Genomic DNA, 22,235 nt, shown 5'->3' with positions numbered 1-22,235 from the left:
ATGATGGGTGCACCCGCACTCGAGAAAGCAGGACTCCCATGACGTTCGCGGATCTGGACGGTGACGAACTGTGGAGTTACCTGACGGAGCGTTCAGGATTGCCCGGCCCGCGCGCGAACCTTGGGCTCATGCTCGAGTTCGCGCGCGGCGCCGATGACGACGACATCCTGCTGGCGGCGGAGTCCGAGGACGAATACATCCGCTGCTGTGGGATCGTCGGGCTCGGATTCATCCTTGTTCGTTCACGCGACAAGGCTGTTCTGAACAGTCTCACGGAGGCGACCACCAGTGCGTCGTGGCGTGCACGTGAAGCTGCCGCGATGGCCGTTCAAGCGATAGGCGACACGGATCCGGAATTGTTCCGGGCGATCATCGAGCAGTGGGCGCGCTCCACCCATCCATTGACGCTGCGCGCAGCGCCTGCCGGTATCTGCGAGCCACGGTTGCTGAAGGACAAGACCAACGCTGCGCTGGCCGTTCAGGTGTGCCGAGACGCTACCGAGTGGATCGTCTCGCAACCGGATGACGCCCGTCGTGACGCCGATACACGGACTCTCCGGCAGGCGCTCGGATACTGCTGGAGTGTCGCGGTTGCGGCGGATCCGGAGAATGCACTGCCGGCATTCCTCTCCCTGGAGGCGTCGGACGACGCCGATGTCGTCTGGATCGTGCGGGAGAACCGGAAGAAGGCTCGCCTGCGCAAGGTGCTCGAAAGCTGACCCGTGGAACAGAGTCGTAGGTTATCCTCAGAATTAGAACCTGTTCTAACTACGAGGGGTAGACCATGGCACCGTCCGCAGAGGTAATCCGCAAGACCGTCGACGCCTACATCGAGACCGTTGCGACGGGCACTGCTGCCCAGGTTGTGGCCCTGTACGCAGAGGGTGCAACGGTTGAAGACCCGGTTGGTACCGACGTGCGCACCACCCGCGAGTCCATTCTCGAGTTCTACTCCGTGATCGAGAATTTCGACCAGGAAGCTCACCTTCAGACCCTCCGCATCGCCGGAAACGAAGCGGCATTCCACTTCTCGCTGATCACCAAGCTCGGCGAGCAGACCCTGACCATCGCACCCATCGACGTCATGACCTTCGACGACGACGGAAAGATCCTGTCGATGCGCGCATTCTGGAACCAGGAAGACATGATCACCGCCTGACATGACGGTCAAGACGATCGACGTCGACGGATTCTGTTGGCAGATCGACGATTCCGGTTCCGGGACAGCTGTGGTCATGTGCCACGGCTTTCCCGGCCTCGGATACAGCTTTCGCCATCAGTCGGCAGCGTTGGCGGAAGCGGGTTTTCGGTCGATTGCACTCGACATGCCCGGTTACGGCGGCACTACCCGCCCCGACGCGATCGAGGATTACACCAACGACGCCGTCGCGAACCGGCTGATCGACCTACTCGACGCTCTCGGAATCGACAAAGCGGTGTTCGTCGGACACGATTTCGGCGCTCCGGTCGCGTGGACGACAGCGCTTCGTCACCCCGATCGCGTTGCGGGACTGGTCTCCTTGGCGGTTCCCTATGCGCCGGACAGATTCCCGGCCAAGCCCTCGACGATCTACGCCGCCTTGGCGCGAAAGCACTTTCTGCACATTCACTATTTTCAGGAACCGGGTGTCGCGGAGCGCGAACTCGACGCCCGTCCACGTGAATTCCTTCAGCGGCTCTTCCACGCCTTGTCCGGGGCTTACCGGTACCTCGATGTGTGGAAGAACCCCTCCGAAGGAAACGGCTATCTCGACGTACTTCCCGAGGCGCCTGCATTGCCGTGGTCGTGGCTCACCGAGGACGATCTGGATGTTTATGTAAAGGCCTTTACTGCAACAGGTTTCACAGGCGGCTTGAACTGGTACCGAGCGTACGACGCCAATTGGGAACGCAGTGCGGATCTGGACGGCGCGACCGTCAACGTCCCGACGCTCTTCGTCGCGCGCGCCGAGGATCCGGTCATCGCGATGAGCGGCCCCAAGGCACTGGACCGCATGAAGGACACCGTCCCCGACCTGCGGGGTGTACATCTCCTCGGCGGTGCGGGGCACTTCGTACAACAAGAACACGCTGCCGAGGTCAATGAACTTTTGATCTCTTTCCTTCGGTCGCTCTAGGCGAAATCGGGCCGAAGGTCTAGCGTTGCGCAGATGCGCACCAGGATCTTCGATCGCGGTATTCGGGTAGGTATCACCGGTGCTCTTGTTGCCGGTTCGCTTCTGGCTCTGGGCGTGTCCGGTGCCGCCGCCGCTCCGCCTTGCCCTGGATCGTCACCCGCCATACTCAGCGCCCAGATTCCGGGTGCGGCCCTCGAGGGTGTCACGGTGGACGGGCAAGGGCGCCTGTATACGACCGACCTGGTGAGTGGGCGGATCTTCCGCGTCGACGGGCCTGGTCAGGCCGCAGTTCCGATCGCGACGGTTCCCGGCGGTGCGGGCGCACTCGCGTGGAGCCCGGACGGTTCACTGCTGGTGGGTACCGGAGCAAACGCCGGCGTGCTGATCGGCGATCTGACGCGTGCTGCGTCGGTCGCGCGGGTGGACGTGAACTCGGGTGCCGTGACGCCGATAGCCGGTGGTCTGAGCGCTGCAAACGGCCTTGCCGTCGCGCACGACGGGACGATCTACGCCACCAACGATTTCGGTTCGCTGATCGGAAAGGTCAGCCCGAATGGTTCCGTCGACCCGGCGTGGGCAACCTTCCCGAGTGCAAACGGGGCTGCCCTGAGCGCCGATAATCGCTGGCTCTACGTTTCGCGCACGTTCGCAAACCCGGGTGTCAGCCGCATCTCCGTGGACAATCCGGGATATTCGGAGTCGTTGGTCGATCTCGGTGGTTTCGAAACCTTCTCTGCCCCAGATGGTTTGACCTTGGACTCGCGAGATCGCGCAATTGTTCCCACGGACATCAGTGGTGAGGTGTGGCGGATCGACGGACCCGGCCAGTACTGCTCGCTCACCAGCGGACTGCAGGCGTCGAGTGTGTTGACCTACGGGCGTGGCAATTCCGGTTTCGCGGCCGGGCATCTCTACCGCGCCGGCTTCGACGGAAAGATCTTCGAGATTCCGGCCGGCTTCGACGCGGGCGCCCAGGCCGCAACACCCTGACGCGACACCCTGACGCGACTTACCCACTACTGATGCCGGGACTGCCGGAATCGTCCATACTGGTCTGCATGGCGGAAACGAGTGAGATCGACGAGGCCGAAGTGGCCCTTCCCGCGATACCGCAGCCGTTGCTGACCCCGCTCACGGAAGCTGCGATCTTCCTGGTTTTCACCATCGACGAGGGTGGTGAGCAGGCAGTTCACGACGTTCTGGCGGATATTTCCGGGCTGCAACGCTCGATCGGATTCCGGGTTCCCGCCGGTGGCTTGGCTGCCGTCGTCGGCATCGGTTCGGATGCGTGGGACCGACTTTTCGACGGTCCACGGCCGGCGGAATTGCATCCGTTCGTCGAGTTGACCGGTGACAAACACCACGCCCCGCGCACGCCGGGCGATCTGTTGTTTCACATCCGGGCCCGTCAGATGGACCTGTGCTTCGAGTTCGCCACGGTCGTGACCAACAGGTTGGCCGGGGCCGCGTCGGTGATCGACGAGGTCCACGGGTTCAAGTATTTCGAGCAACGCGACCTCATGGGTTTTGTCGACGGTACCGAGAACCCGTCCGGGCAGGCCGCTTACGTCGCGGTCACCGTCGGTGACGAGGATCCGGATTTCGCAGGCAGCAGTTACGTCATCGTCCAGAAGTACCTCCACGACATGTCGGAGTGGAACTCCCTGCCCGTCGAGGAGCAGGAGAACGTCATCGGACGCTCCAAGCTCGAAGATCTCGAGATGGACGACGACACCAAGCCGGCCAACTCCCACACCGCACTCACCGTCATCGAGGACGAATCCGGTGAGCAGATCCAGATTCTGCGGGACAACATGCCGTTCGGCCACGTCGGTTCCGCTGAGATGGGTACCTATTTCATCGGTTACTCGGCGTCGCCTACGGTCACCGAGCAGATGCTCACCAACATGTTCATCGGGAATCCCGTCGGCAATTACGACCGCATTCTCGATTTCTCCACCGCCGTCACCGGAATCAATTTCTTCGTTCCGACGGCGGACTTTCTCGACGATCCCCCGGACTTGCCGACCAGGCTCGTTCCCGAAGCGACGTTCACAGCGCCCATCTCTGACGGTTCTCTCGGAATCGGCAGCCTCAAAAGGAGTGCCCAGCAATGACAAACCTGCACCGCGACCTAGCACCCATTTCGGCAGCAGCCTGGGCCGAGATCGAAGAAGAGGCGAGCCGTACCTTCAAGCGTCACGTCGCCGGTCGTCGTGTCGTGGATGTGGAGGGACCGTCGGGTGACGATCTCGCGGCCATCCCACTCGGGCATCAGGTGCCGATCAATCCCTTGGCCGACGGCGTCATCGCACATGCTCGTCAGTCCCAGCCGATCATCGAACTGCGGGTCCCTTTCACCGTCAGCCGTCAGGCCATCGACGACGTCGAACGCGGCGCCAAGGACTCCGACTGGCAGCCCGTCAAGGACGCGGCCAAGCAGATCGCGTTCGCCGAGGACCGCGCCATCTTCGAGGGATACCCCGCAGCCAGCATCACCGGCGTGCGGGCCAGCGGTTCCAACCCGGAACTGAAGCTACCCATCGACGCCAAGGACTACCCGGAAGCCATCAGCCAGGCGATCACGTCGCTGCGCTTGGCCGGTGTCAACGGACCGTACTCACTGCTCTTGAATGCAGATGCGTTCACCGCGATCAACGAGACCTCCGATCACGGCTACCCCATCCGCGAGCACCTGCGACGCGTCCTCGACGGCGAGATCATCTGGGCCCCGGCCATCGACGGCGCTTTCCTGCTGTCGACGCGTGGCGGTGACTACGAATTGCACCTCGGCCAGGACCTGTCCATCGGCTATCTCTCGCACGATGCGAACTCCGTCGAGCTGTACTTCCAGGAATCGATGACGTTCCTCATGTACACCAGCGAAGCTGTTGTCTCACTTGCGTGAGACCTTTCGAAACCTCTGATACCAGGGTGGGCGAGGCAGTTCGCCGATGTCCTGGAGATGGGCGACAAAGGCCTGGGCATCCGCATGCGAAGACGACTTCGGTCGTCCGTCCGCCCACGCTGTGAACAACTGAAGATAACGATCGCCGAGAGTGTGGCGCACGACCGGAAGGTGGTGCGCCACTTCTCCTGCGCGCTTTCGGAGCAGCGCCGCCGAGACAACGGCGGCTTCGTCTTTGTCGAAGCCTTCGGGCAGTTCGCCACCCGCCACCAGTGCGCGAATCAGCGCCTCTTGACGCTCACCGAGCGTGCTCATGTGCGTGACCAATCGGTGCCCGCGGTGATGCGATCCAGACCAGCTGCGTCGGCGATGGCATCGAGCTCGTCGAGCAATTCCAGTGCCGGCGGATAGTTTCCGTCGCGCTCGAGCATGATGGCGGGATGGTGACCGGCGGCGGTGAACTGCGCAAGGAGTTCCAGCACGGCTTCGGGTACCGGATCGGTGTGCGTGTCGTGGTATTTGCCGTCGCTGATGCTGCCACCGGCGATGTGGCAGTATGCGATTCGCTCGAGTGGTAGCCGGCTCAGCTCGGCCCAGGGATCACGCCCTCGGTTGAGGGCATTGGCATAGACGTTCGCGATGTCGAGAACCAGCAGGGCTCCGGTGCGCTCGACGATTTCCGCGAGAAACTCCCCTTCGGTCAACTCGTCGTCCGGCCAGTCGAACAGGGCGGCAACGTTTTCGACGGCGAACGGCACCGGTAGACCGTCCTGAGTCCGGGTGATGTTGCGTACCAGGGCGTCGACGGCTTCGTAGGTGCGCGGAAGTGGGAGCAGGTGGCCGGCCTCGATGCCGCCTGCACGCACGAATGCGATGTGCTCGCTCGCCAAGGGAGCGCCCAGTAGCTGGGATGCACGCGCAAGGTGATCGATCCGTGCCTGATCTACCGCCTCGGCCCCGCCAAGTGAGAGCGAGATTCCGTGCGGGATCACCGGAACTCCGAGCGAGCCGAGGTGCGGCGGTATCTCGTTTCCGACGGATTCGGCAATGACTTCGCAGAATGCCAGGCCGTCGAGTTGCGCGATGATTCCGGAGACCTCGGGGCGCCAACCGATTCCCAGGCCGTGCAGGGTCATTCGAGTCACCTCCCGTGTGCAACTGCTAACGGCGACTATAGACGGATCAGCCGGGCAACCAGTTGGGTCCCGGACCGTTGCCTTCTTCGAAGATCAGCCACGTTTTGGTCGAGAGAACCCCGTCGAGTCCCTGGAGTTCTTCGAGAACGGTGTGGCGTAGTTCCTGGTTGTCCGGGGCTCGAACCAGCACCAGAACGTCGAAGTCGCCGCCGAGGAGGGAGAAGTGCTCGACAAACGGCAGGGCCTTCAAGGACGCCGCCAGACCTCGCCACGAGTGCTGCCTGATCGAGAGTGCCACGTATGCCGAGGAGCCGAGTCCGGCCTTCTCGTGGGCGATCCGCGTCGTGAATCCGGTGATGATTCCGGCGTCCTCGAGCCTTTCGATGCGGACGTAGGCGTGAGCGCGGGATATGTGCGCCTTCTCGGCCAGTGCACGCATGGAGATGCGACTGTCTGCGACCAGCTCGGCGATGATGCGACGGTCGATCGCATCGAGAGCGTGCGGTTCGGTGGCCATCTGTCCATTCCTGCTTCGGTAGTCGAGTCGGTTGATGGACATATTGCTGCCCGAATCCTCATGATAGGCCGTTTGTCTTGAATCCTCGACGCTTGCTGCCATTACGTCGCCGAAGTGCGAATACTGATGGACACAACGTCTTCTGGAGGTAGAAGTGACACTTGTCGAACCCTTGGGGGAACTGCGGTATCAGAAGTTCCTGCCGGCCGATTCTGCGGTGCAGTACCTCGACCCTGCCGGAGAACTGACGCGCAGCGAGGCCCGCTACGCAAAACCGAGCGACGATCGCCTGATCGCGATGTATCGAAAGATGTTCCTGGGCAGGCGTTTCGACCAGCAGGCTACGGCGCTGACCAAACAGGGGCGCCTGGCCGTGTATCCGTCCTCGCGAGGGCAGGAGGCATGTCAGATCGCGGCAGCGATGAGTCTGGAGCCGAGTGACTGGCTCTTCCCCACCTACCGGGATTCGATGGCGTTGGCCGCCCGGGGTGTCGATCCGGTGCAGATTCTGAGCATGCTCGCCGGCGACTGGCACTGCGGATACGACCCGGTCGCACTGCGCAGTGCGCCGCAGTGCACCCCGCTGGCAACGCAATTGCTGCATGCAGCGGGGGTGGCCTACGGGGAGTCTCGACGGGGCTTGAACACCGTCGCCTTGGCGCTCTGTGGTGACGGCGCCACCAGTGAGGGCGATTTCCACGAGGCGCTGAACTTCGCCGCCGTCTTCAAGGCGCCGGTGATCTTTCTGGTGCAGAACAACGGATTTGCGATCAGCGTGCCGTTGTCACGTCAAAGTGCAGCACCGACGTTGGCGCATAAGGGCGTCGGCTACGGGATCGGCAGCGAGCAGGTCGACGGCAACGATCCCGTTGCGATGCTGGCCGTCATGGACGAGGCGGCACGCTTCGTCCGCAGCGGAAACGGACCGGTGATCGTCGAGGCACACACTTATCGCATCGACGCACATACCAATGCCGACGACGCCACCCGCTACCGCGACAGCGCCGAGGTGGAAGCCTGGCTCGGGCGAGATCCGTTGCTGCGTCTCGAAAAGTATCTGCGCGCAAACGATCTGATCGACGACGCCTTCGTCGAATCACTGACCGAAGAGGCCGAGGCAGAGGCCGCCACACTACGCGCCGGCATGAATGTCGACCGCCCGCACGATCCGCTCGATCTGTTCCGGTACGTCTTCGCCGAGCAGACACCGCAATTGCGTGAGCAACAAGCTCAACTCGAAACCGAACTTGCTGCCGAAGCCGCTGACACAGGGGGACACTGACCATGCCCATGCTCACGATGGCTCAGGCCCTCAACACCGCGCTACGCGACTCTCTGGCTGCGGACGACAACGTTGTCGTCTTCGGTGAGGACGTCGGCACCCTGGGCGGCGTTTTCCGCGTCACCGACGGCCTCACCCGCGACTTCGGCGACGACCGATGCTTCGACACTCCCCTCGCCGAGTCCGGCATCATCGGATTCGCAATCGGCATGGCCATGGCCGGTTTTCGTCCGGTCGTGGAAATGCAGTTCGACGCGTTTGCCTATCCGGCGTTCGAACAGATCGCCTCCCATGTGGCGAAGATCCGCAACCGCACCAAGGGCGCGCTGTCGATTCCGATAGTCATTCGTGTTCCTTTTGCCGGCGGTATCGGCGGGGTGGAGCATCACTGTGATTCCAGTGAGGGCTACTACGCGCACACACCCGGACTGAAGGTTGTGGCGCCGTCCACAGTGGAAGATGCGTACTCGCTGCTACGTTCGGCAATCGAGGACCCCGACCCCGTGATCTTCCTCGAGCCCAAGAAGCTGTACTTCGCGCGAGCAGATGTCGAACTGACCGCACGTGAGCCGATCGGTCGCGCCGTCGTCCGGCGCCCCGGTCGTGACGCGACGCTCATCGCCTACGGTCCGTCCGTGGACGTTGCACTGAGGTCCGCCGAGGCCGCTGCAGCCGAGGGCCGGGACATCGAGGTGATCGACATCCGCTCGATAGTGCCGTTCGACGACGAGACGGTCACCGCATCGGTGCGAAAGACCGGACGCTGCATCGTTATCCAGGAAGCGCAGGGTTTTGCCGGTGTGGGTGCAGAAATTGCTGCCCGCGTGCAGGAACGGTGTTTCCACCATCTCCATGCCCCGGTGCTCCGGGTCAGCGGCTTCGACATCCCCTACCCCGCTCCCAAGCTCGAGCGTCACCACCTGCCCAGCGTCGACCGTGTCCTGGACGCCCTCGACCGTCTGCAGTGGAACGACACTCCGGACACCCGTTGGGCTGTGACGGCATGAGCAATCAGGTGTTCATGCTCCCCGACCTCGGCGAAGGACTGGCGGAGGCCGACATCGCGGAGTGGCACGTCAAGGTAGGCGACGTGGTCACCATCGATCAGATCGTCGTGGAGGTGGAAACTGCGAAAGCTGCTGTGGATGTGCCCATCCCGTTCGCCGGGACCGTGATCGAACTACACGGCAATGACGGCGACACCCTGAAGGTGGGCACACCGCTGATCACCGTGAGTGGTGGCGACAGTGTCGACGCGGTCGTTTCGGCCAACCACGAGCGCTACCGCGAAGAGGAACGCGCCGGTTCGGGCAACGTCCTGATCGGCTACGGCACCAGCGAGGATGCACCGAGACGCCGACGCAGAGCGGCTCCGTCGGTACGCGTGATCTCGCCGATCGTTCGTAAATTGGCCTCTGACAACAGTATCGACCTAGCCACGATTTCCGGATCGGGCGCTGGCGGAGTCATCACGCGCGCCGACGTCGAGGCCGGGGCAAACTTCGGACCGGAAACGGAAACGTCACACGCGACCGACCAAAGAATTCCGATCAAGGGGCTACGCAAGGTAGTGGCCGACAAGCTGTCCACCAGCCGCCGCGAGATCCCGGACGCGACAACCTGGGTCGACGTCGACGCCACCGAACTGCTGGCGGCGCGAGCCGAGATCAACAAGTCACTGCCCGATTCCGACAAGATCAGCCTGATGGCGCTCCTGGCTCGGCTGACCATCGCGGCGTTGGCGCAGTACCCCGAACTGAACTCGTCGGTCGATACTGCTCGAGGCGAGATCGTTCGACACGCCCGCACCCACCTGGGGATCGCCGCGCAGACACCGAAGGGATTGATGGTACCGGTCATTCGAAATGCGGACGCCCTGAGCACCGTCGAACTCGCACAAGCACTTCGGGTGACCACCGACCTTGCCCGCGACGGCAAGCTCGAACCCGCCCGCCTGACCGGCGGCACGTTCACACTCAACAACTACGGGGTATTCGGGGTCGACGGATCGACTCCGATCATCAATCACCCCGAGGCGGCAATTTTGGGGATCGGACGCATCATCGACAAGCCGTGGGTGGTGAACGGCGAGTTGACCGTTCGTAAGGTCACTCAGATCTCGTTGAGCTTCGACCACCGCGTCTGTGACGGGGGCGAAGCAGGCGGATTCCTGAGGCTGTTCGGTGACTACATCGAGAACCCGATCCGCGTCCTGGGAAGGCTCTGATGACCAAGGCTCCGATGACAACTGCAGAACCCCACAGCGACGTCGTGATCCTCGGTGGAGGATCGGGCGGCTATGCCTGCGCCATCCGCGCCGCCCAACTCGGATTGTCGGTCACGCTGATCGAGGCGGACAAGGTCGGCGGAACGTGCCTGCACCGCGGATGCATCCCGACCAAGGCGCTGCTGCATTCCGCCGAGGTGGCCGACTCGGCACGCACCAGTGAGCAATTCGGAGTCCGGGCATCTTTTGACGGCATCGACATCGCGCAGGTGCACGACTACAAGAACGGGACAGTCGAGCGGCTGTACAGCGGTCTGCAAGGTTTGTTGGCGCAACACAAGATCACTATCGTCAACGGATACGGAACGTACGTCGGTGGGCGAAGCATCGACGTCGACGGAACCCGCTACACCGGAACATCACTCGTTCTGGCCACCGGCTCGTATCCGCGGGAACTCCCCGGCATCGAACTCGGCCGACGGATCGTCACCAGCGACCAGGCACTCGAACTCGACCGGGTGCCCACCAGCGCAACGGTACTCGGTGGCGGTGTCATCGGCGTCGAGTTCGCAAGCCTCTGGCGCTCGTTCGGCGCCGAAGTCACGATCGTCGAGGCACTCCCCCGACTGATCGCCGCCGAGGACCCGTGGTCGTCGAAGCAGCTGGAGCGGGCATACCGGAAACGTGGAATCGTCTGTAAGACAGACACAAAGGTCGATTTCGCGAAAGAAGCAGCCGGTTCCGTCCGCATCGAACTAAGCGACGGAACGATACTCGACACCGACCTACTGTTGGTCGCCGTCGGCCGCGGACCTCGCACGGACGGTAACGGTTTCGAAGAACGCGGAATCAGCCTCGACAAGGGATTTGTCGTCACCGACGAACGCCTCCGTACGTCCGTGGACGGTGTGTACGCGGTCGGCGACATCGTGCCCGGTCTTGCGTTGGCGCACCGAGGTTTCCAACAAGGAATCTTTGTGGCTGAACAGATTGCCGGCAAGGATCCGATACCGGTCGCCGAACACCTGATTCCTCGCGTGACGTACTCACATCCCGAAGTTGCATCGGTCGGACTCGACGAAGAGGCGGCGCGCACGCAGCACACCGACGTCTCCACCGTCATCTACGACCTGGCAGGTAACGGCAAGAGTCAGATCCTGCGAACTACCGGTGGAATCAAAGTGATTCGAAGCGGAACGAAAGGCCCTGTTGTCGGAGTTCACCTGGTGGGAGACCGCGTCGGCGAACTGATCGGTGAGGCGCAGTTGGCCGTTGCCTGGGAAGCACTTCCCGATGAAGTGGGGCGTTTCATCCACGCGCATCCCAGTCAGAACGAAGCGTTGGGCGAGGCCATGCTCGCACTCGCGGGAACACCACTGCACGCCCACAACTGATCCGGAGACAGAAAAGGAGATTCAATGAGTATCGACGACGAACTGCGCTGGGACGGTGAACTGACCGTCACACGCCATGATCGGGAGACCGGCACGACTTTCGTGATTCGAATCGACTCCACCCGTCTGGGACCGGCGTCGGGTGGCACGCGGGCCGCTCACTATCCCTCGATCGGCCACGCTCTGGCGGACGCCGGGAAGCTGGCCGGTGCAATGACTTTGAAGATGGCTGTCTCCGACCTGCCGATGGGTGGCGGGAAGTCGGTGATCGCACTGCCAGCACCGCGCAATCAGATCGACGCCGCAACCTGGTCTCGTATCCTCGGCATCCACGCCGAGAACATCGACAAGCTCGAAGGAAACTACTGGACTGGTCCTGACGTCAACACCAACTCTTCCGACATGGATCAGCTCAGCCGCACCACCAAATACGTCTTCGGGCGTTCGGTCGGCAACGGTGGCGCCGGTTCCAGCGCGCACGCCACCGCTCTGGGTGTGTTCGAAGCGATGAAGGCCACGGCGCGTCGCCGAGGACTCGGAACACTCGACGGCCGAACGGTACTGGTACAGGGGCTCGGCGCCGTCGGCGGCGACGTCGTCCGTCTCGCAGCGCAGGCTGGCGCACGTCTGCTGGTTGCCGATACGGACCCGCAGCGCCTCGAGGCGGCTTCTCTCGCGGGGCACACGGTCGTTCCTGCCGGCGAGGTCCTCCGAACACCGTGTGACCTCTTTGCCCCCTGCGCGATGGGAGGCATCATTGATTCCGCTGCGGCTGCGTCGATTCCGACTATGGCCGTGGCGGGCGCAGCAAACAACATCTTGACCGATGCCGCTGCCGGTGAGGTTCTGCGAGACCGCGGGGTTCTCTGTGCCCCTGATTTCGTCGCGAACGCAGGCGGAGCCTTTCACCTCGTGGGGCGAGAAGTCTTGGGGTGGAACGAAGACGACGTCGTCGAACGAACCCGCGGGATCGGTCGAACCTTGGACGAGGTGTACTCGTTGAGCGAGGAACGTGGCATCACTACCGAGGCCGCAGCGCTTATGCTCGCCCGGGCGCGGCTATCCCCCGCATCCACCGCCGCCGCCACATCCGCCGCCCCCGCTGCAGCTGCTGCCTCCCCCGCCTGAACCGCCACCGTCCGAACCCCCGCTACTTCCGCTGCCGTCGGCACCGATTCCGGCGGCGGAGGCCAAGGCGGGATTGATCATCAGCATCGCCGAACCGGCGAAGAGAGCAGCGGACATTCCCGCCAAACGCGGTCCGTAGGCGGAGAAGGCAGGCTTGTTGCGCGGGGACAGGTAGGCGTGTGCCGTGGTCAGTTCCGAACGTGCCGCCTTGCCAGAGGTGGTTCGATCGAAGTTGAGCCCGAGCAGCGGGATGCTGAACCCGGTGACGAGTACGGCGAGAATCAGAAACTCGACGGGCTTGTCGTTGTGCAGTCCGAAAGCAATGCGGACGATACCCACGGCCACCAGGATCTTCAGCGGAACTGTGGAGAGAAAGATTGAACGCCTGGCGCTGTCGGAGGTCAGGTATCCCCGGTCCGCCAAAGAGTTTCGTAGGCGAGCTGTTTCCACCGTCATACGCTCGGCGAGTTGGCGCCGACGATGGGGTAGAGCCTGCTGGGCCAGGCGCTGGTACACGGTGAGGGTGTACCAGTCCAGGGTCTCGTCGCCAGGGCCCAACGGGCGCAGGACAGCGCCGTCGGTGGTGATCAGGTCAGCGCTACGCAGGATTGCCAATGATGCTGCGATGGCGCGTGACTCGCCGGTGAGCATTCCGACTTCCGGAGGCGTCAGTTGCTCGGCGGAATACCCGTGCTCGGTTGAGTACCCGTGCCGGCGTGCCCGGATCATCAGACGCCACCCCAGAGTGAGAACCATGAGCGTGGCCGAAACGGCTATGTAGCCGTAGAGGAAATCCTCGCTGGGGATCCCCCAGGTGTCGGCTGCATGCGTGCTCATCCCCCACACCCCCCGCCGCCGCAACTGCTCCCACTGCCGCCACCGCCGTCCGAGCCGGATGATCCGGATGAGGAGCCACAACTGTAGTAGCTCGAACTTCCGCCACCCGGGCTGTACGCGGCGCCCGCAGCTACCGCTCCCGCCAGCGCCGGATCGATCAGAACCAGAGCGCCCGCACCGAAGAGCGCCGCCGACAGCCCGGCGAGCGAGGGACCGTAGCTCGTGTACGCGGGCCGCAGTTTCGGTGAGAGGTACGAGTTTTCGTGCTTGAGGCGTCGAAGCTCGCTGTCTCCCAAAGCTGTCCGACGACGCTTGATGCGAAGAAGTGGAATCATCAGAGCGAGAACGATGATGGTGAGGAGCAGGAACCCGACCGGCTTACCGCCGGCGATTCCGGCGACGAGACGGACTACGCCGAGAGCAATGACCGCCACGATCGGAACGGTCCGAAGGGCAGCGGTCAGACCGTCCTGCTGGCGTTGCAAATATCCCTCGTCGATCAACGTCGTACGTAGTTGTGCGAGTGCGACGTTCAGCCGTCCCATCAGACGCACCTGCCGCAGCGGGACCTTTCCGTTGCCGAGCCGCTTGTGCACCGTACGGGTGAACCAGTCGAGACGATTCTTGTCCTCCGCAGTGAGTGCCAGCTTGGTCTTGCCTTCGGTGCTGATCAGCTCGGCGCTGCGCAGAATAGCCATCGACGCCAGCACCGCTTGGTAGTCACTGGTCAAGGCACCGATCTCGGGAGGAGTGAGCGGCCGACGGACAGCGTCGACGACCACCGGTGACCGGCGCGCAGTCATTCGGCTGTACAGCGAGAGTCCGATCGCGACGGCAGCCGCCACCAGGTACCACTGAAGGAAAGTCTGGCTGGGGATCCCCCATGTATCCGTATGATCATGCATCGCACACCACCTCTCGATGAACTCCTGAGACAAGTCCAGTCTCTTTGTCCGACAACTGATGTCAGTATCGGGCCAGTGCCCGGAAAAGCGATATCCGGATGGCCATCGTCACCATTCCGTTACCGCCGAACTGGGGATTTACCGGCCGGTAGGTCGAAGCACGATCTCCGTGGGGTGTGCGTCGGACGGTGTTTCGACGGCAGTGAGTACGGCACGCGCCACAGTGGAGGCTTTCAGGAAGCGCTCAGGGTCGTACTCGTCGCCCTCACCCGCGACGATGTCGCGCTGCATGTCGGTGTCGATCCGTCCGGGGTGAATGGAGGTGACCCGAAGTGCCGGCTCTTCCAGGCGCAACGCATCTCCGAAAGCGCGCAGGCCGAACTTGCTGGCCGCATACGAGCCCCAACCGGCGTTGGCGCGCAGTCCGGCACCCGAATTGATCAGCACGACGTGACCTCCGGCCGCACGAAGCGCGGGCAGGAGAACCCGCGTGAGTTCGGCGACGGCGATGACGTTTGCCTCGAGGGTGCGTCGCCACTGATCGACCGAGGATTCCTCGATGGTTCCGATGTCGGCCACGCCGGCGTTGTGTACCAGCACGTCGAGCGTCGTGATGGACGAGGCGGCGGCGGCGACGGCGTCGTAGTCCGTGAGGTCGAGGGGTAGAGGCGTCGATCCGGGCAGTTCGGCGCAGATCGGCTCGAGGGCCTGCGCGGATCGTGCACCGAGCAGCAGGTCGTGTGTCGGCGCCAGTTCGCGTGCGATGGCAGCTCCGAGGCCGCGACTGGAACCGGTGATCAAGGCAGTAGGACGCATGGCCCGAGCCTATCGAGTGGAGATTGTTCGGCGAGACGAACTTGTGTATTTGTTTACCCACATATTAGAGTTCGACCATGACGACACGCGACGCGAAGAACTTCCGCCGCCTGGGAATTGCCGCCCTCGCCGCCCTGCTTCTGTCCAGCTGTTCTGCGGTGAGTTCTGGCTCCGACGACGACCGCCCGGTGGTGCTCACCACGTTCACCGTGCTGTCGGACATCGCCCAGAACGTTGCCGGCGATCATCTTCGCGTCGAGTCGATCACCAAGGCGGGGGCCGAAATTCACGGCTACGAGCCGACGCCCGGAGACATTCGGCGGGCGAGCGAAGCCGATCTGATCCTCGACAACGGCATGAACCTCGAGGCGTGGTTCGCGAAATTCGTCAACGGACTGGACGTGCCACACGTCGTGGTCAGCGACGGCGTCGAAGGCATTCCGATCGCCGGCGACGCGTATGCGGGCAAGCCCAATCCGCATGCATGGATGTCTCCGTTGAATACGCAGATCTACGTCGACAACATGGTGACTGCTTTCAGCGACCTCGACCCGGACAACGCCTCGGCATTTGCGGAGAACGGCGCGAAGTACAAGGCGGAACTGCAAGCAGTTCAGGACGGCCTGGTCAGTGGGCTGGCGGCATTGCCCGCAGGTCAGCGTGCACTCGTCAGTTGCGAGGGTGCGTTCTCCTATCTGGCCAGGGACGCGGGACTCAGCGAGGCGTACATCTGGCCGGTCAATGCCGAGCAGCAGGCGACGCCGCAGCAGATCATCGCCGCGATCGACTTCGTCCGAGCCAATTCCGTTCCCGCCGTCTTCTGCGAGTCGACGGTCTCGGATGCCCCCATGCAGCAGGTTGTCGGGGCGACCGGCGCGAAGTTCGGCGGAACGCTGTACGTCGATTCGCTGTCCGAAGCCGACGGTCCCGTGCCCACCTACCTGGACATGATTCGCCACGACACCGACGTCATCCTCGGCGGTCTGACCGGCGGTAAATCATGAACGAAGCCATTCGCGTCGAAAACGTCAGCGTTCACTACGGCGAGGTCCACGCACTGGACCACGTCGATCTGACATTGAATTCCGGAAGCGTCTGCGGACTGATCGGCATGAACGGTTCAGGAAAGTCGACTCTGTTCAAAGTGATCATGGGGATGATCAAGCCGGACCACGGTTCTGTCAGAATCGCCGGTCTCGACGCAGCCACTGCGCGCAAGAGCGGCCGCGTCGGATACGTGCCGCAGAGTGAAGACGTCGACTGGACCTTCCCGATCAGCGTCCGTGACGTCGTTATGATGGGCAGGTACGGCCACCTCGGATTCTTGCGACGTCCGCGGCGTGCAGATCGCGAGGCGGTGGCAGAGGCCCTCGAGCGGGTGGAACTCACCGAATTTGCGGATCGTCAGATCGGTCAGCTCTCAGGTGGTCAGAAGAAGCGCGCGTTCGTCGCACGCGGCATCGCGCAGGACGCGTCGATACTGCTGCTGGACGAGCCGTTTGCGGGCGTCGACAAGCGTTCCGAGGCAACGATTTCTACGCTACTACGAGAGTTGGCTTCCGACGGCCGGTCGATCTTGGTCTCGACCCACGATCTCCACGCTGTGCCGAAACTTTGCGACGAGGCGGTACTGCTCATGCGCAAGGTCCTGGTGCATTCCGACCCGGACACCGTGCTGCAACCGGAAAACCTCGCCCTGGCTTTCGGTCTCGACGTGATGGACAGGACCTGATCGATGAACCTCGTAGAACTCCTACTTGATCCTCTCCAGTACGGATTCATGGTGCGCGCGTTGGCCGTTGCGGTTGTGGCAGCGGTTGTCTGCGCGGTGCTCAGTTGTTGGTTGGTGCTCATCGGGTGGTCGTTGATGGGCGACGCCGTCTCGCACGCCGTGCTGCCGGGTGTTGTCCTCGCTTACGTCGTCGGCGCACCATTTGCCATCGGGGCCTTGATCTTCGGGTTGATCGCCGTAGCCCTGATCGGACTGATCCGTAACACCAGCCGCGTCAAGGAAGACGCCGCGATCGGTATCGTCTTCACGACTCTCTTTGCGTTCGGTTTGGTTCTCATCTCGGTGACCCCCAGCCAGACCGATCTCAACCACATCATTTTCGGCAACCTGCTGGGGGTGAGCTCGTCCGATCTTCTGCAGGTCGCGATACTCGGCGCGTTGGCGTTGAGCATTCTGTTGATCAAGCGTCGTGATCTGACGTTGTTCGCCTTCGACCCGATCCATGCGAACGCGATAGGTCTTTCGCCCAAGCGCCTGGGTGCGCTGCTACTCGGCGTCCTCGCACTCACGTCCGTTGTGGCGTTGCAAGCCGTCGGCGTCGTGCTGGTGGTGGCGATGCTGATCATCCCCGGCGCGACGGCCTACCTCCTCACCGACAAGTTTTCGCGGATGCTGGTGATAGCTCCCGTCGTTTCCGCAGTCTGCGCGATTGCCGGTATCTACGTCAGCTACTACCTCGACACGGCTTCCGGTGGCATGGTCGTCATGACGCAGGGCATCGTGTTCGCTCTGGTGTACCTGTTCAGCCCGTCGCAAGGGGTGATCGCGAAATGGACTTCGCAGCGGCGTAGGACCCGAGCGGAATACAGCGCCGCGGGGCGTACGAGCCTTCCTGATCGTTCGTCCAGTTAACAATCCGCTACCAAATCGGGTAGGTTCGTACGGGCATTCGTCACCACAACATTCCGGCCGCAACGATGCCGGCTGCAAGACGATCGGTGGTGACGCCTTGAACACCGATGGGTTCTTCGATGACGCAGTTCCGAGCGCGACGCACGTGGCTGGTTCTCGGCGTCGTTGTCGCGGTCATCGCTCTCGCCGGATCCGGGCTGCTCAGCCCACGAACTTCGGTTCTGGTGGACGATATCGCCCAGCTCGTCGGCGGAGCCACCGCAACTGCGGTCTGTTGGTGGACATCGCGGCGCTATCACGGCGTCGAGCGGCGTTGGCGAACTCTGATGGCTCTGGGTATGGCCGGCTGGACTCTCGGGATGTTCTTCTGGGCGTTCTACCGCTCGGTTCTCCACGTTCCACTTCCGTCGCCGTCGATCGCGGATATCGGTTTCTTCATGTTCCCGGTGTTCGCCGTGCCGGCGCTTCTGTCGTTGGTGCGTCAGTCGCCCCGGCGTGAGGCGATCGGTCCGATCCATCTCTGGCTCGTGCTGACGCTCGACGGTCTTGTCGTTGTCGGTGGATTGTTCATCCTCACGTGGACGACCGCCTTGGGCGCCGTCGTTCATACCGGTCCGACGGGATCTCTCGGGTTTCTTGTCGCGGTGATGTATCCGATCACCGACTTCGTCCTGATCGCCATGGTCTTGCTGATGGTCATCGGACCGAAGGCCGTTGCCGAGATCCGCGAACCGCTGACGTTCCTCGGGTGCGGGTTGGTGATGCTCTCCCTATCGGACAGCCTGTACGCGTACTTGGTGGCGATCGGCGCCGAGAGTATGCCGACCATCGCCGATGCCGGGTTCATCGCGGGGCCGCCGTTGATCGCCTTGGCGGCGCTGACGAAGCGAACCGAGCCTCGGAACCGCAACGCGCCGCAGCAGTGGCGAAGCGATCGGACTCAGTTGCTGCTGCCGTATCTGTTGATCGCGGTGATCGCGACGATCGTGACTGTTCAGGCGCTGATCGTCGGCAACCTCGATGCCGTGGTCGTGATACTCGGCGTCGGCGTGTTGGTTCTCGCGCTGGTGCGCCAAATACTCACGCTCCTCGAGAACGACGCGCTCCTTCAACAGATCTCCGCTGCCCAGGACGAGCTGAGGTACCGAGCACATCACGACCCACTCACCGAGCTTGCAAACCGGGCCGCGTTCGACGAACACTTTGCGAGCGCCATCGACGACAATCGCCAGACGAACTCCGATTGGGTGCTGATGCTTGTCGATCTGGACGACTTCAAACAGATCAACGATCGATACGGGCACCCGGCCGGCGACCGGTTACTGGTTGCTCTCACAGCACGTCTGCGCGAAGCGGTTCCCGAGGGTGCGTTTGTCGCCCGATTCGGTGGCGACGAGTTCACAGTGCTCCTGCAGGGCACGATCGACGACGCCGTCGTCGTGGCTCGCCGGATCGTCGACGCGCTCAGGTCCGATCAGACTGCAGACACATCGGTGTCGGTGGGTGCGAGCGTTGGTGTCGCGCATTTCGAGTCCGCGCAGTTCGAGTTCGGGGACGAACCGCTCAGCGCGCACACTCTTCTTCGCCAGGCCGATGCGGCGATGTACGAGGCGAAGAGAAGTGGGAAGGGCGCGGTCGTTGTCTACGGCGACCGTCGCAAATGGTTATCGCCGTAGTAGTGCGAAAATCGTTGCCGGTGAACCCGATCCGGCCTTGTTGATCGCACCACCGACAAGGATGCTGGCCCCGGTGGTTGGCAGGGCGGCAAGATTGTTCAAGTTCTCCAGGCTGATTCGATGCTTGTCGTACAGGATTGTCGAGACGGGGTAGGTTTCGTCGTTTCCGAGGTCGGGACCGAACGTGTCGGTTCCCAATGCTCCGCGGGTGCCCAAACGGCCGGTGTCTATCAGCCACCGCGCCGCGTCCACCGAGAAGCCGGGCTGGTGGGTGACGCCCTCGGCATCGGAGTTGGCATATTCTTCGCTACCCCAGCGCGATTCCCATCCGGTCCAGAGAACTACGGCCGCTCCATCGGGGATCTTGCCGTTGCGCGTTTCCCATTCCTGCAGGTCCGCGACCGTGAGCGCATAGTCCGAATCGGCGGCAGCCTTGTCCCGGATGTCGATCTTCACTGCGGGGAGGAAGAGGTCCGCCGGATCGAGTTGGTCGGCTGTGAGGCCGCCTTCCTGGAAGTGTGCGGGTGCGCCCCAATGCGTGCCCGTGTGCTCACCTTCCTTGACGTACTGGAGGTAGTAGCCGTCGTCTGCGATGGTGGCCGCTGTGTCGAGAGTGAACTCGGGGTCGCCTGGAAAAACCGGCGTCGTCGCCGGGTCGTTCACGTGTGAGAGCGAAACAACCGACAACTGTTCGTTCAACGGACTTGTTGCGTCTTGACTGCTTCCGGAACTGCTACCCATGTCGATCACCTGAGGTCCCGCTACCAGCGCCAGACCTGTGGCTGCGCGCTGAAGTAACTGCCGTCGTTTCATCGATCCCCCGCCAATTTGTCCGAATTGAGAGTGTTGCAATCACTTTCGCTCCTTGAACACTAGGACAGAACCTTAGGCTGCTGCGGACCATGACGACCACTCCACATCGCGGACAGCTATGACCCGTCCGTGCGGTCGGTGATCTACGTACTGCGGATACTTTGCGGCCAAAGCATCGATCGCGCTCTCGGACTCCTTGGTGCCGGGGTCGAGAACCTCCGCATGTCCGTCGACGCGGACCCACCAGAGCGCGGACCAGTCGTCGTCGTAATGATCGACCAGCAGGCTTGCGCGCCCCGTCTCGGTGATGTTCCGGAGCCTGCGAAGAGCGGTCGTGGTTTTCGGTTTGTGGTCGACACAGGAATAGACGGTGCCGCCGACCAAGACGAATACCAGCGGCACGATGTGCGGAACGCCGGCCGCATCTGCCGTTGCCAGGTGAGCCACCCGCGCGGCTTCAAATCGTGCTCTCGGGTCGTCCATATTCACAGCGTAAGGGGATCAAGGGTTGCCGCGAGCCGCTGCTGACGGAACAGTGGTCTCATGGAACCGGATGAAGCGCTTCGGGAGATCGCCTACTGGCTCGAACGATCACGCGCTGAAACGCACCGCGTCAAGGCCTATCGCCGAGCTGCGGAGGTCTTTTCAGGATTGTCCGACGAGCAGAAGGAGTCTCGCCGGAAAGCCGACAGTTGGAAGGCCCTCACCGGCATCGGGCCGAAGACTGCCACGATTATCGCTCAGTCGTACGACGGCATCCCCGAGTATCTCGAGGAACTGCGGGGGCAGGCTGAGCCCATCGGCGACAGCCCATTGCGACAAGCGCTGCGCGGCGACCTCCACACCCACTCCGACTGGTCCGATGGTGGAAGCCCCATCGAAGAGATGATGCGACGCGCAGCAGCACTCGGCCATGACTACTGCGCCCTCACCGATCATTCGCCTCGCCTCACAGTTGCAAACGGGCTGTCCGCGGAGCGCCTACGGTCTCAACTCGACGTGATAGCCGGGTTGAATGCCGAACTGGCTCCCTTCCGCATCCTCACGGGAATCGAGGTGGACATCCTCGAGGACGGTTCACTCGACCAGGATCCCGATCTGCTCGACGAACTCGACATCGTGGTGGCGAGCGTCCACTCCAAGCTGCGGTCCGAGCGTGAGGCGATGACCCGCAGAATGCTTGCTGCAGTGCGAAATCCGCGTGTCGATATTCTCGGACACTGCACCGGGCGTCTTGTCGAGGGTGCTCGCGGAACCCGGCCCGAGTCGCAGTTCGACGCGGAGAAAGTGTTCGAGGCCTGCCGCGAATCAGGCACAGCCGTTGAGATCAATTCCCGACCGGAGCGTCGTGACCCGCCTTCGCGTTTGATCGAGTTGGCCCGCGATCTCGATTGTCTTTTCTCCATCGACACTGACGCCCATGCCCCCGGTCAGCTGGCTTGGCAGGGCTACGGCTGTGACCGGGCCGAAAAGTGCGGCGTCGAAGCCGATCGGGTGATCAATACCTGGACCGCCGAAGATCTTTTGGAGTGGGCGGGCAATTGAGAGCACGCCGGAATGGGTCACCGAGGCGTGTGCTCGGTGACCTCCGGGTTCAGAGTCGTGTGGTGGAGCGGCGGGGTTTCCGGTCGGGGTCGATGCCTGGTGGTGGGATGAACCAGGGCAGGTGATCGGTGCCCATTCGGATTTCCCATTGTCCGGTGAATCCGGGTTTTCGGTGCATCAGGGTGTGGTGGGTTCGGCAGAGCAGGACCAGGTTGTCCATGACGGTTGGTCCTCCTTTGGCCCAGTGTTTGATGTGGTGGGCGTCGGTCCAGGCGGGGACGCAGTCGCAA

The 22,235-nt window shown here is 62.8% G+C and carries 25 protein-coding genes; 16 read left to right on the top strand and 9 right to left on the bottom strand.

Annotated elements, in window-relative coordinates; translation table 11 throughout:
• The first annotated feature begins 38 nt into the window (after positions 1-38).
• From ACN50D_RS22600 to ACN50D_RS22575, 6 genes are all read left to right on the top strand, one after another.
• Positions 39-719, top strand: a complete 681-nt coding sequence (locus ACN50D_RS22600) for a hypothetical protein (RefSeq protein WP_192712802.1) — start codon at positions 39-41, stop codon at positions 717-719.
• Positions 720-784: 65 nt separating this feature from the next.
• A complete protein-coding gene (locus tag ACN50D_RS22595) occupies positions 785-1,159 on the top strand; it encodes a nuclear transport factor 2 family protein (RefSeq protein ID WP_003942502.1) in 375 nt (124 codons plus the stop codon).
• A 1-nt stretch (position 1,160) separates the two neighbouring features.
• Complete coding sequence (locus tag ACN50D_RS22590; protein ID WP_212634002.1) at positions 1,161-2,117, top strand: alpha/beta fold hydrolase; 957 nt, start codon at positions 1,161-1,163, stop codon at positions 2,115-2,117.
• A gap of 33 nt (positions 2,118-2,150) precedes the next feature.
• Positions 2,151-3,107 carry an SMP-30/gluconolactonase/LRE family protein gene (locus ACN50D_RS22585; protein ID WP_007729077.1) on the top strand — a complete coding sequence of 319 codons (957 nt, stop codon included), beginning with the start codon at positions 2,151-2,153 and terminating at the stop codon, positions 3,105-3,107.
• 68 nt (positions 3,108-3,175) lie between these two features.
• Positions 3,176-4,234 (top strand): Dyp-type peroxidase, encoded by a 1,059-nt coding sequence (locus ACN50D_RS22580; RefSeq protein ID WP_042447536.1) that lies wholly within the window; start codon positions 3,176-3,178, stop codon positions 4,232-4,234.
• Entirely contained in the window at positions 4,231-5,025 is a 795-nt protein-coding gene (locus tag ACN50D_RS22575) for a family 1 encapsulin nanocompartment shell protein (protein ID WP_003942478.1), read from the top strand. Before ACN50D_RS22580 ends, ACN50D_RS22575 begins: the two co-directional genes overlap by 4 nt.
• On the opposite strand, the gene ACN50D_RS22570 is transcribed toward ACN50D_RS22575, so the two are convergent.
• From ACN50D_RS22570 to ACN50D_RS22560, 3 genes are read right to left on the bottom strand one after another with little or no spacing between them, the layout of a single operon-like run.
• Positions 5,014-5,340 carry a hypothetical protein gene (locus tag ACN50D_RS22570; RefSeq protein WP_007729071.1) on the bottom strand — a complete coding sequence of 109 codons (327 nt, stop codon included), beginning with the start codon at positions 5,338-5,340 and terminating at the stop codon, positions 5,014-5,016. The genes ACN50D_RS22575 and ACN50D_RS22570 overlap by 12 nt on opposite strands.
• On the bottom strand, positions 5,337-6,161 hold the full coding sequence (locus ACN50D_RS22565; protein ID WP_007729070.1) for a DUF692 domain-containing protein: 825 nt from the start codon (positions 6,159-6,161) through the stop codon (positions 5,337-5,339). The genes ACN50D_RS22570 and ACN50D_RS22565 overlap by 4 nt, the downstream gene beginning before the upstream one ends.
• A 46-nt stretch (positions 6,162-6,207) precedes the next feature.
• Positions 6,208-6,678: an Lrp/AsnC family transcriptional regulator gene (locus tag ACN50D_RS22560; protein ID WP_020971454.1), complete on the bottom strand. Its 471-nt coding sequence runs from the start codon at positions 6,676-6,678 to the stop codon at positions 6,208-6,210.
• A 154-nt stretch (positions 6,679-6,832) separates the two neighbouring features.
• On the opposite strand from ACN50D_RS22560, the gene pdhA reads away from it, so the two are divergent.
• Genes pdhA through ACN50D_RS22535 form a run of 5 tightly spaced genes read left to right on the top strand, consistent with a single transcriptional unit; the run spans position 6,833 to position 12,709 of the window.
• Entirely contained in the window at positions 6,833-7,960 is a 1,128-nt protein-coding gene (gene pdhA / locus ACN50D_RS22555) for a pyruvate dehydrogenase (acetyl-transferring) E1 component subunit alpha (protein ID WP_212634001.1), read from the top strand.
• 2 nt (positions 7,961-7,962) lie between these two features.
• Positions 7,963-8,967 (top strand): alpha-ketoacid dehydrogenase subunit beta, encoded by a 1,005-nt coding sequence (locus ACN50D_RS22550; protein ID WP_212634000.1) that lies wholly within the window; start codon positions 7,963-7,965, stop codon positions 8,965-8,967.
• Positions 8,964-10,187: a dihydrolipoamide acetyltransferase family protein gene (locus ACN50D_RS22545; RefSeq protein ID WP_212633999.1), complete on the top strand. Its 1,224-nt coding sequence runs from the start codon at positions 8,964-8,966 to the stop codon at positions 10,185-10,187. The genes ACN50D_RS22550 and ACN50D_RS22545 overlap by 4 nt, the downstream gene beginning before the upstream one ends.
• Positions 10,187-11,581 carry a dihydrolipoyl dehydrogenase gene (gene lpdA / locus ACN50D_RS22540; RefSeq protein ID WP_249343247.1) on the top strand — a complete coding sequence of 465 codons (1,395 nt, stop codon included), beginning with the start codon at positions 10,187-10,189 and terminating at the stop codon, positions 11,579-11,581. Before ACN50D_RS22545 ends, lpdA begins: the two co-directional genes overlap by 1 nt.
• A gap of 24 nt (positions 11,582-11,605) precedes the next feature.
• A complete protein-coding gene (locus ACN50D_RS22535) occupies positions 11,606-12,709 on the top strand; it encodes a Glu/Leu/Phe/Val dehydrogenase family protein (protein ID WP_212633998.1) in 1,104 nt (367 codons plus the stop codon).
• Here ACN50D_RS22535 and ACN50D_RS22530 read toward each other — a convergent pair.
• The 3 genes from ACN50D_RS22530 to ACN50D_RS22520 all read right to left on the bottom strand — a co-directional run bounded on the left by ACN50D_RS22530 (position 12,641) and on the right by ACN50D_RS22520 (position 15,267).
• Positions 12,641-13,546 carry a TIGR04222 domain-containing membrane protein gene (locus ACN50D_RS22530; protein ID WP_212633997.1) on the bottom strand — a complete coding sequence of 302 codons (906 nt, stop codon included), beginning with the start codon at positions 13,544-13,546 and terminating at the stop codon, positions 12,641-12,643. The two genes, ACN50D_RS22535 and ACN50D_RS22530, sit on opposite strands and share 69 nt — an antisense overlap.
• Complete coding sequence (locus ACN50D_RS22525; protein WP_064113141.1) at positions 13,543-14,451, bottom strand: TIGR04222 domain-containing membrane protein; 909 nt, start codon at positions 14,449-14,451, stop codon at positions 13,543-13,545. The genes ACN50D_RS22530 and ACN50D_RS22525 overlap by 4 nt, the downstream gene beginning before the upstream one ends.
• 138 nt (positions 14,452-14,589) lie before the next feature.
• Positions 14,590-15,267 (bottom strand): SDR family oxidoreductase, encoded by a 678-nt coding sequence (locus ACN50D_RS22520; protein WP_212633996.1) that lies wholly within the window; start codon positions 15,265-15,267, stop codon positions 14,590-14,592.
• 77 nt (positions 15,268-15,344) lie between these two features.
• Between ACN50D_RS22520 and ACN50D_RS22515 the strand changes: the two genes are divergently transcribed.
• The 4 genes from ACN50D_RS22515 (at position 15,345) to ACN50D_RS22500 (ending at position 19,587) form a co-directional block, all read left to right on the top strand.
• Positions 15,345-16,271, top strand: a complete 927-nt coding sequence (locus ACN50D_RS22515) for a metal ABC transporter substrate-binding protein (protein ID WP_047272640.1) — start codon at positions 15,345-15,347, stop codon at positions 16,269-16,271.
• On the top strand, positions 16,268-16,999 hold the full coding sequence (locus ACN50D_RS22510) for a metal ABC transporter ATP-binding protein (RefSeq protein WP_212633995.1): 732 nt from the start codon (positions 16,268-16,270) through the stop codon (positions 16,997-16,999). The genes ACN50D_RS22515 and ACN50D_RS22510 overlap by 4 nt, the downstream gene beginning before the upstream one ends.
• A gap of 3 nt (positions 17,000-17,002) precedes the next feature.
• A complete protein-coding gene (locus ACN50D_RS22505; RefSeq protein ID WP_050655897.1) occupies positions 17,003-17,911 on the top strand; it encodes a metal ABC transporter permease in 909 nt (302 codons plus the stop codon).
• A gap of 119 nt (positions 17,912-18,030) precedes the next feature.
• Positions 18,031-19,587 (top strand): GGDEF domain-containing protein, encoded by a 1,557-nt coding sequence (locus ACN50D_RS22500; RefSeq protein ID WP_212633994.1) that lies wholly within the window; start codon positions 18,031-18,033, stop codon positions 19,585-19,587.
• Here ACN50D_RS22500 and ACN50D_RS22495 read toward each other — a convergent pair.
• Entirely contained in the window at positions 19,576-20,328 is a 753-nt protein-coding gene (locus ACN50D_RS22495) for a cyclase family protein (protein ID WP_007729041.1), read from the bottom strand. The genes ACN50D_RS22500 and ACN50D_RS22495 overlap by 12 nt on opposite strands.
• Positions 20,329-20,472: 144 nt before the next feature.
• Positions 20,473-20,883, bottom strand: a complete 411-nt coding sequence (locus ACN50D_RS22490; RefSeq protein ID WP_218959818.1) for a TIGR03668 family PPOX class F420-dependent oxidoreductase — start codon at positions 20,881-20,883, stop codon at positions 20,473-20,475.
• 60 nt (positions 20,884-20,943) lie between these two features.
• Between ACN50D_RS22490 and ACN50D_RS22485 the strand changes: the two genes are divergently transcribed.
• Positions 20,944-21,945, top strand: coding sequence for a PHP domain-containing protein (locus ACN50D_RS22485; protein WP_003942580.1), 1,002 nt, complete (start codon positions 20,944-20,946; stop codon positions 21,943-21,945).
• 49 nt (positions 21,946-21,994) lie between these two features.
• On the opposite strand, the gene ACN50D_RS22480 is transcribed toward ACN50D_RS22485, so the two are convergent.
• A partial coding sequence (locus tag ACN50D_RS22480; protein ID WP_141695785.1) for an HNH endonuclease signature motif containing protein occupies positions 21,995-22,235 on the bottom strand: 241 nt, incomplete at its 5' end.

The organism is Rhodococcus sp. SB1D (assembly GCF_048573875.1).
GTDB classification, from domain to species: Bacteria; Actinomycetota; Actinomycetes; order Mycobacteriales; family Mycobacteriaceae; genus Rhodococcus_F; species Rhodococcus_F qingshengii.
The sequence above is the reverse complement of the archived record's forward strand: the minus strand, read 5'-3'. Positions and strand labels throughout refer to the sequence as shown.

Bases quoted from the DNA above. Each gene is read 5' to 3' on its own strand.
- ACN50D_RS22600 (WP_192712802.1), top strand. From the start codon at position 39: ATGACGTTCGCGGATCTGGACGGTGACGAACTGTGGAGTTACCTGACG.
- ACN50D_RS22595 (WP_003942502.1), top strand. From the start codon at position 785: ATGGCACCGTCCGCAGAGGTAATCCGCAAGACCGTCGACGCCTACATC.
- ACN50D_RS22590 (WP_212634002.1), top strand. From the start codon at position 1,161: ATGACGGTCAAGACGATCGACGTCGACGGATTCTGTTGGCAGATCGAC.
- ACN50D_RS22585 (WP_007729077.1), top strand. From the start codon at position 2,151: ATGCGCACCAGGATCTTCGATCGCGGTATTCGGGTAGGTATCACCGGT.
- ACN50D_RS22580 (WP_042447536.1), top strand. From the start codon at position 3,176: ATGGCGGAAACGAGTGAGATCGACGAGGCCGAAGTGGCCCTTCCCGCG.
- ACN50D_RS22575 (WP_003942478.1), top strand. From the start codon at position 4,231: ATGACAAACCTGCACCGCGACCTAGCACCCATTTCGGCAGCAGCCTGG.
- ACN50D_RS22570 (WP_007729071.1), bottom strand. From the start codon at position 5,340: ATGAGCACGCTCGGTGAGCGTCAAGAGGCGCTGATTCGCGCACTGGTG.
- ACN50D_RS22565 (WP_007729070.1), bottom strand. From the start codon at position 6,161: ATGACCCTGCACGGCCTGGGAATCGGTTGGCGCCCCGAGGTCTCCGGA.
- ACN50D_RS22560 (WP_020971454.1), bottom strand. From the start codon at position 6,678: ATGGCCACCGAACCGCACGCTCTCGATGCGATCGACCGTCGCATCATC.
- ACN50D_RS22550 (WP_212634000.1), top strand. From the start codon at position 7,963: ATGCCCATGCTCACGATGGCTCAGGCCCTCAACACCGCGCTACGCGAC.
- ACN50D_RS22545 (WP_212633999.1), top strand. From the start codon at position 8,964: ATGAGCAATCAGGTGTTCATGCTCCCCGACCTCGGCGAAGGACTGGCG.
- lpdA (WP_249343247.1), top strand. From the start codon at position 10,187: ATGACCAAGGCTCCGATGACAACTGCAGAACCCCACAGCGACGTCGTG.
- ACN50D_RS22535 (WP_212633998.1), top strand. From the start codon at position 11,606: ATGAGTATCGACGACGAACTGCGCTGGGACGGTGAACTGACCGTCACA.
- ACN50D_RS22530 (WP_212633997.1), bottom strand. From the start codon at position 13,546: ATGAGCACGCATGCAGCCGACACCTGGGGGATCCCCAGCGAGGATTTC.
- ACN50D_RS22525 (WP_064113141.1), bottom strand. From the start codon at position 14,451: ATGCATGATCATACGGATACATGGGGGATCCCCAGCCAGACTTTCCTT.
- ACN50D_RS22520 (WP_212633996.1), bottom strand. From the start codon at position 15,267: ATGCGTCCTACTGCCTTGATCACCGGTTCCAGTCGCGGCCTCGGAGCT.
- ACN50D_RS22515 (WP_047272640.1), top strand. From the start codon at position 15,345: ATGACGACACGCGACGCGAAGAACTTCCGCCGCCTGGGAATTGCCGCC.
- ACN50D_RS22510 (WP_212633995.1), top strand. From the start codon at position 16,268: ATGAACGAAGCCATTCGCGTCGAAAACGTCAGCGTTCACTACGGCGAG.
- ACN50D_RS22505 (WP_050655897.1), top strand. From the start codon at position 17,003: ATGAACCTCGTAGAACTCCTACTTGATCCTCTCCAGTACGGATTCATG.
- ACN50D_RS22500 (WP_212633994.1), top strand. From the start codon at position 18,031: ATGACGCAGTTCCGAGCGCGACGCACGTGGCTGGTTCTCGGCGTCGTT.
- ACN50D_RS22495 (WP_007729041.1), bottom strand. From the start codon at position 20,328: ATGGGTAGCAGTTCCGGAAGCAGTCAAGACGCAACAAGTCCGTTGAAC.
- ACN50D_RS22490 (WP_218959818.1), bottom strand. From the start codon at position 20,883: ATGGACGACCCGAGAGCACGATTTGAAGCCGCGCGGGTGGCTCACCTG.
- ACN50D_RS22485 (WP_003942580.1), top strand. From the start codon at position 20,944: ATGGAACCGGATGAAGCGCTTCGGGAGATCGCCTACTGGCTCGAACGA.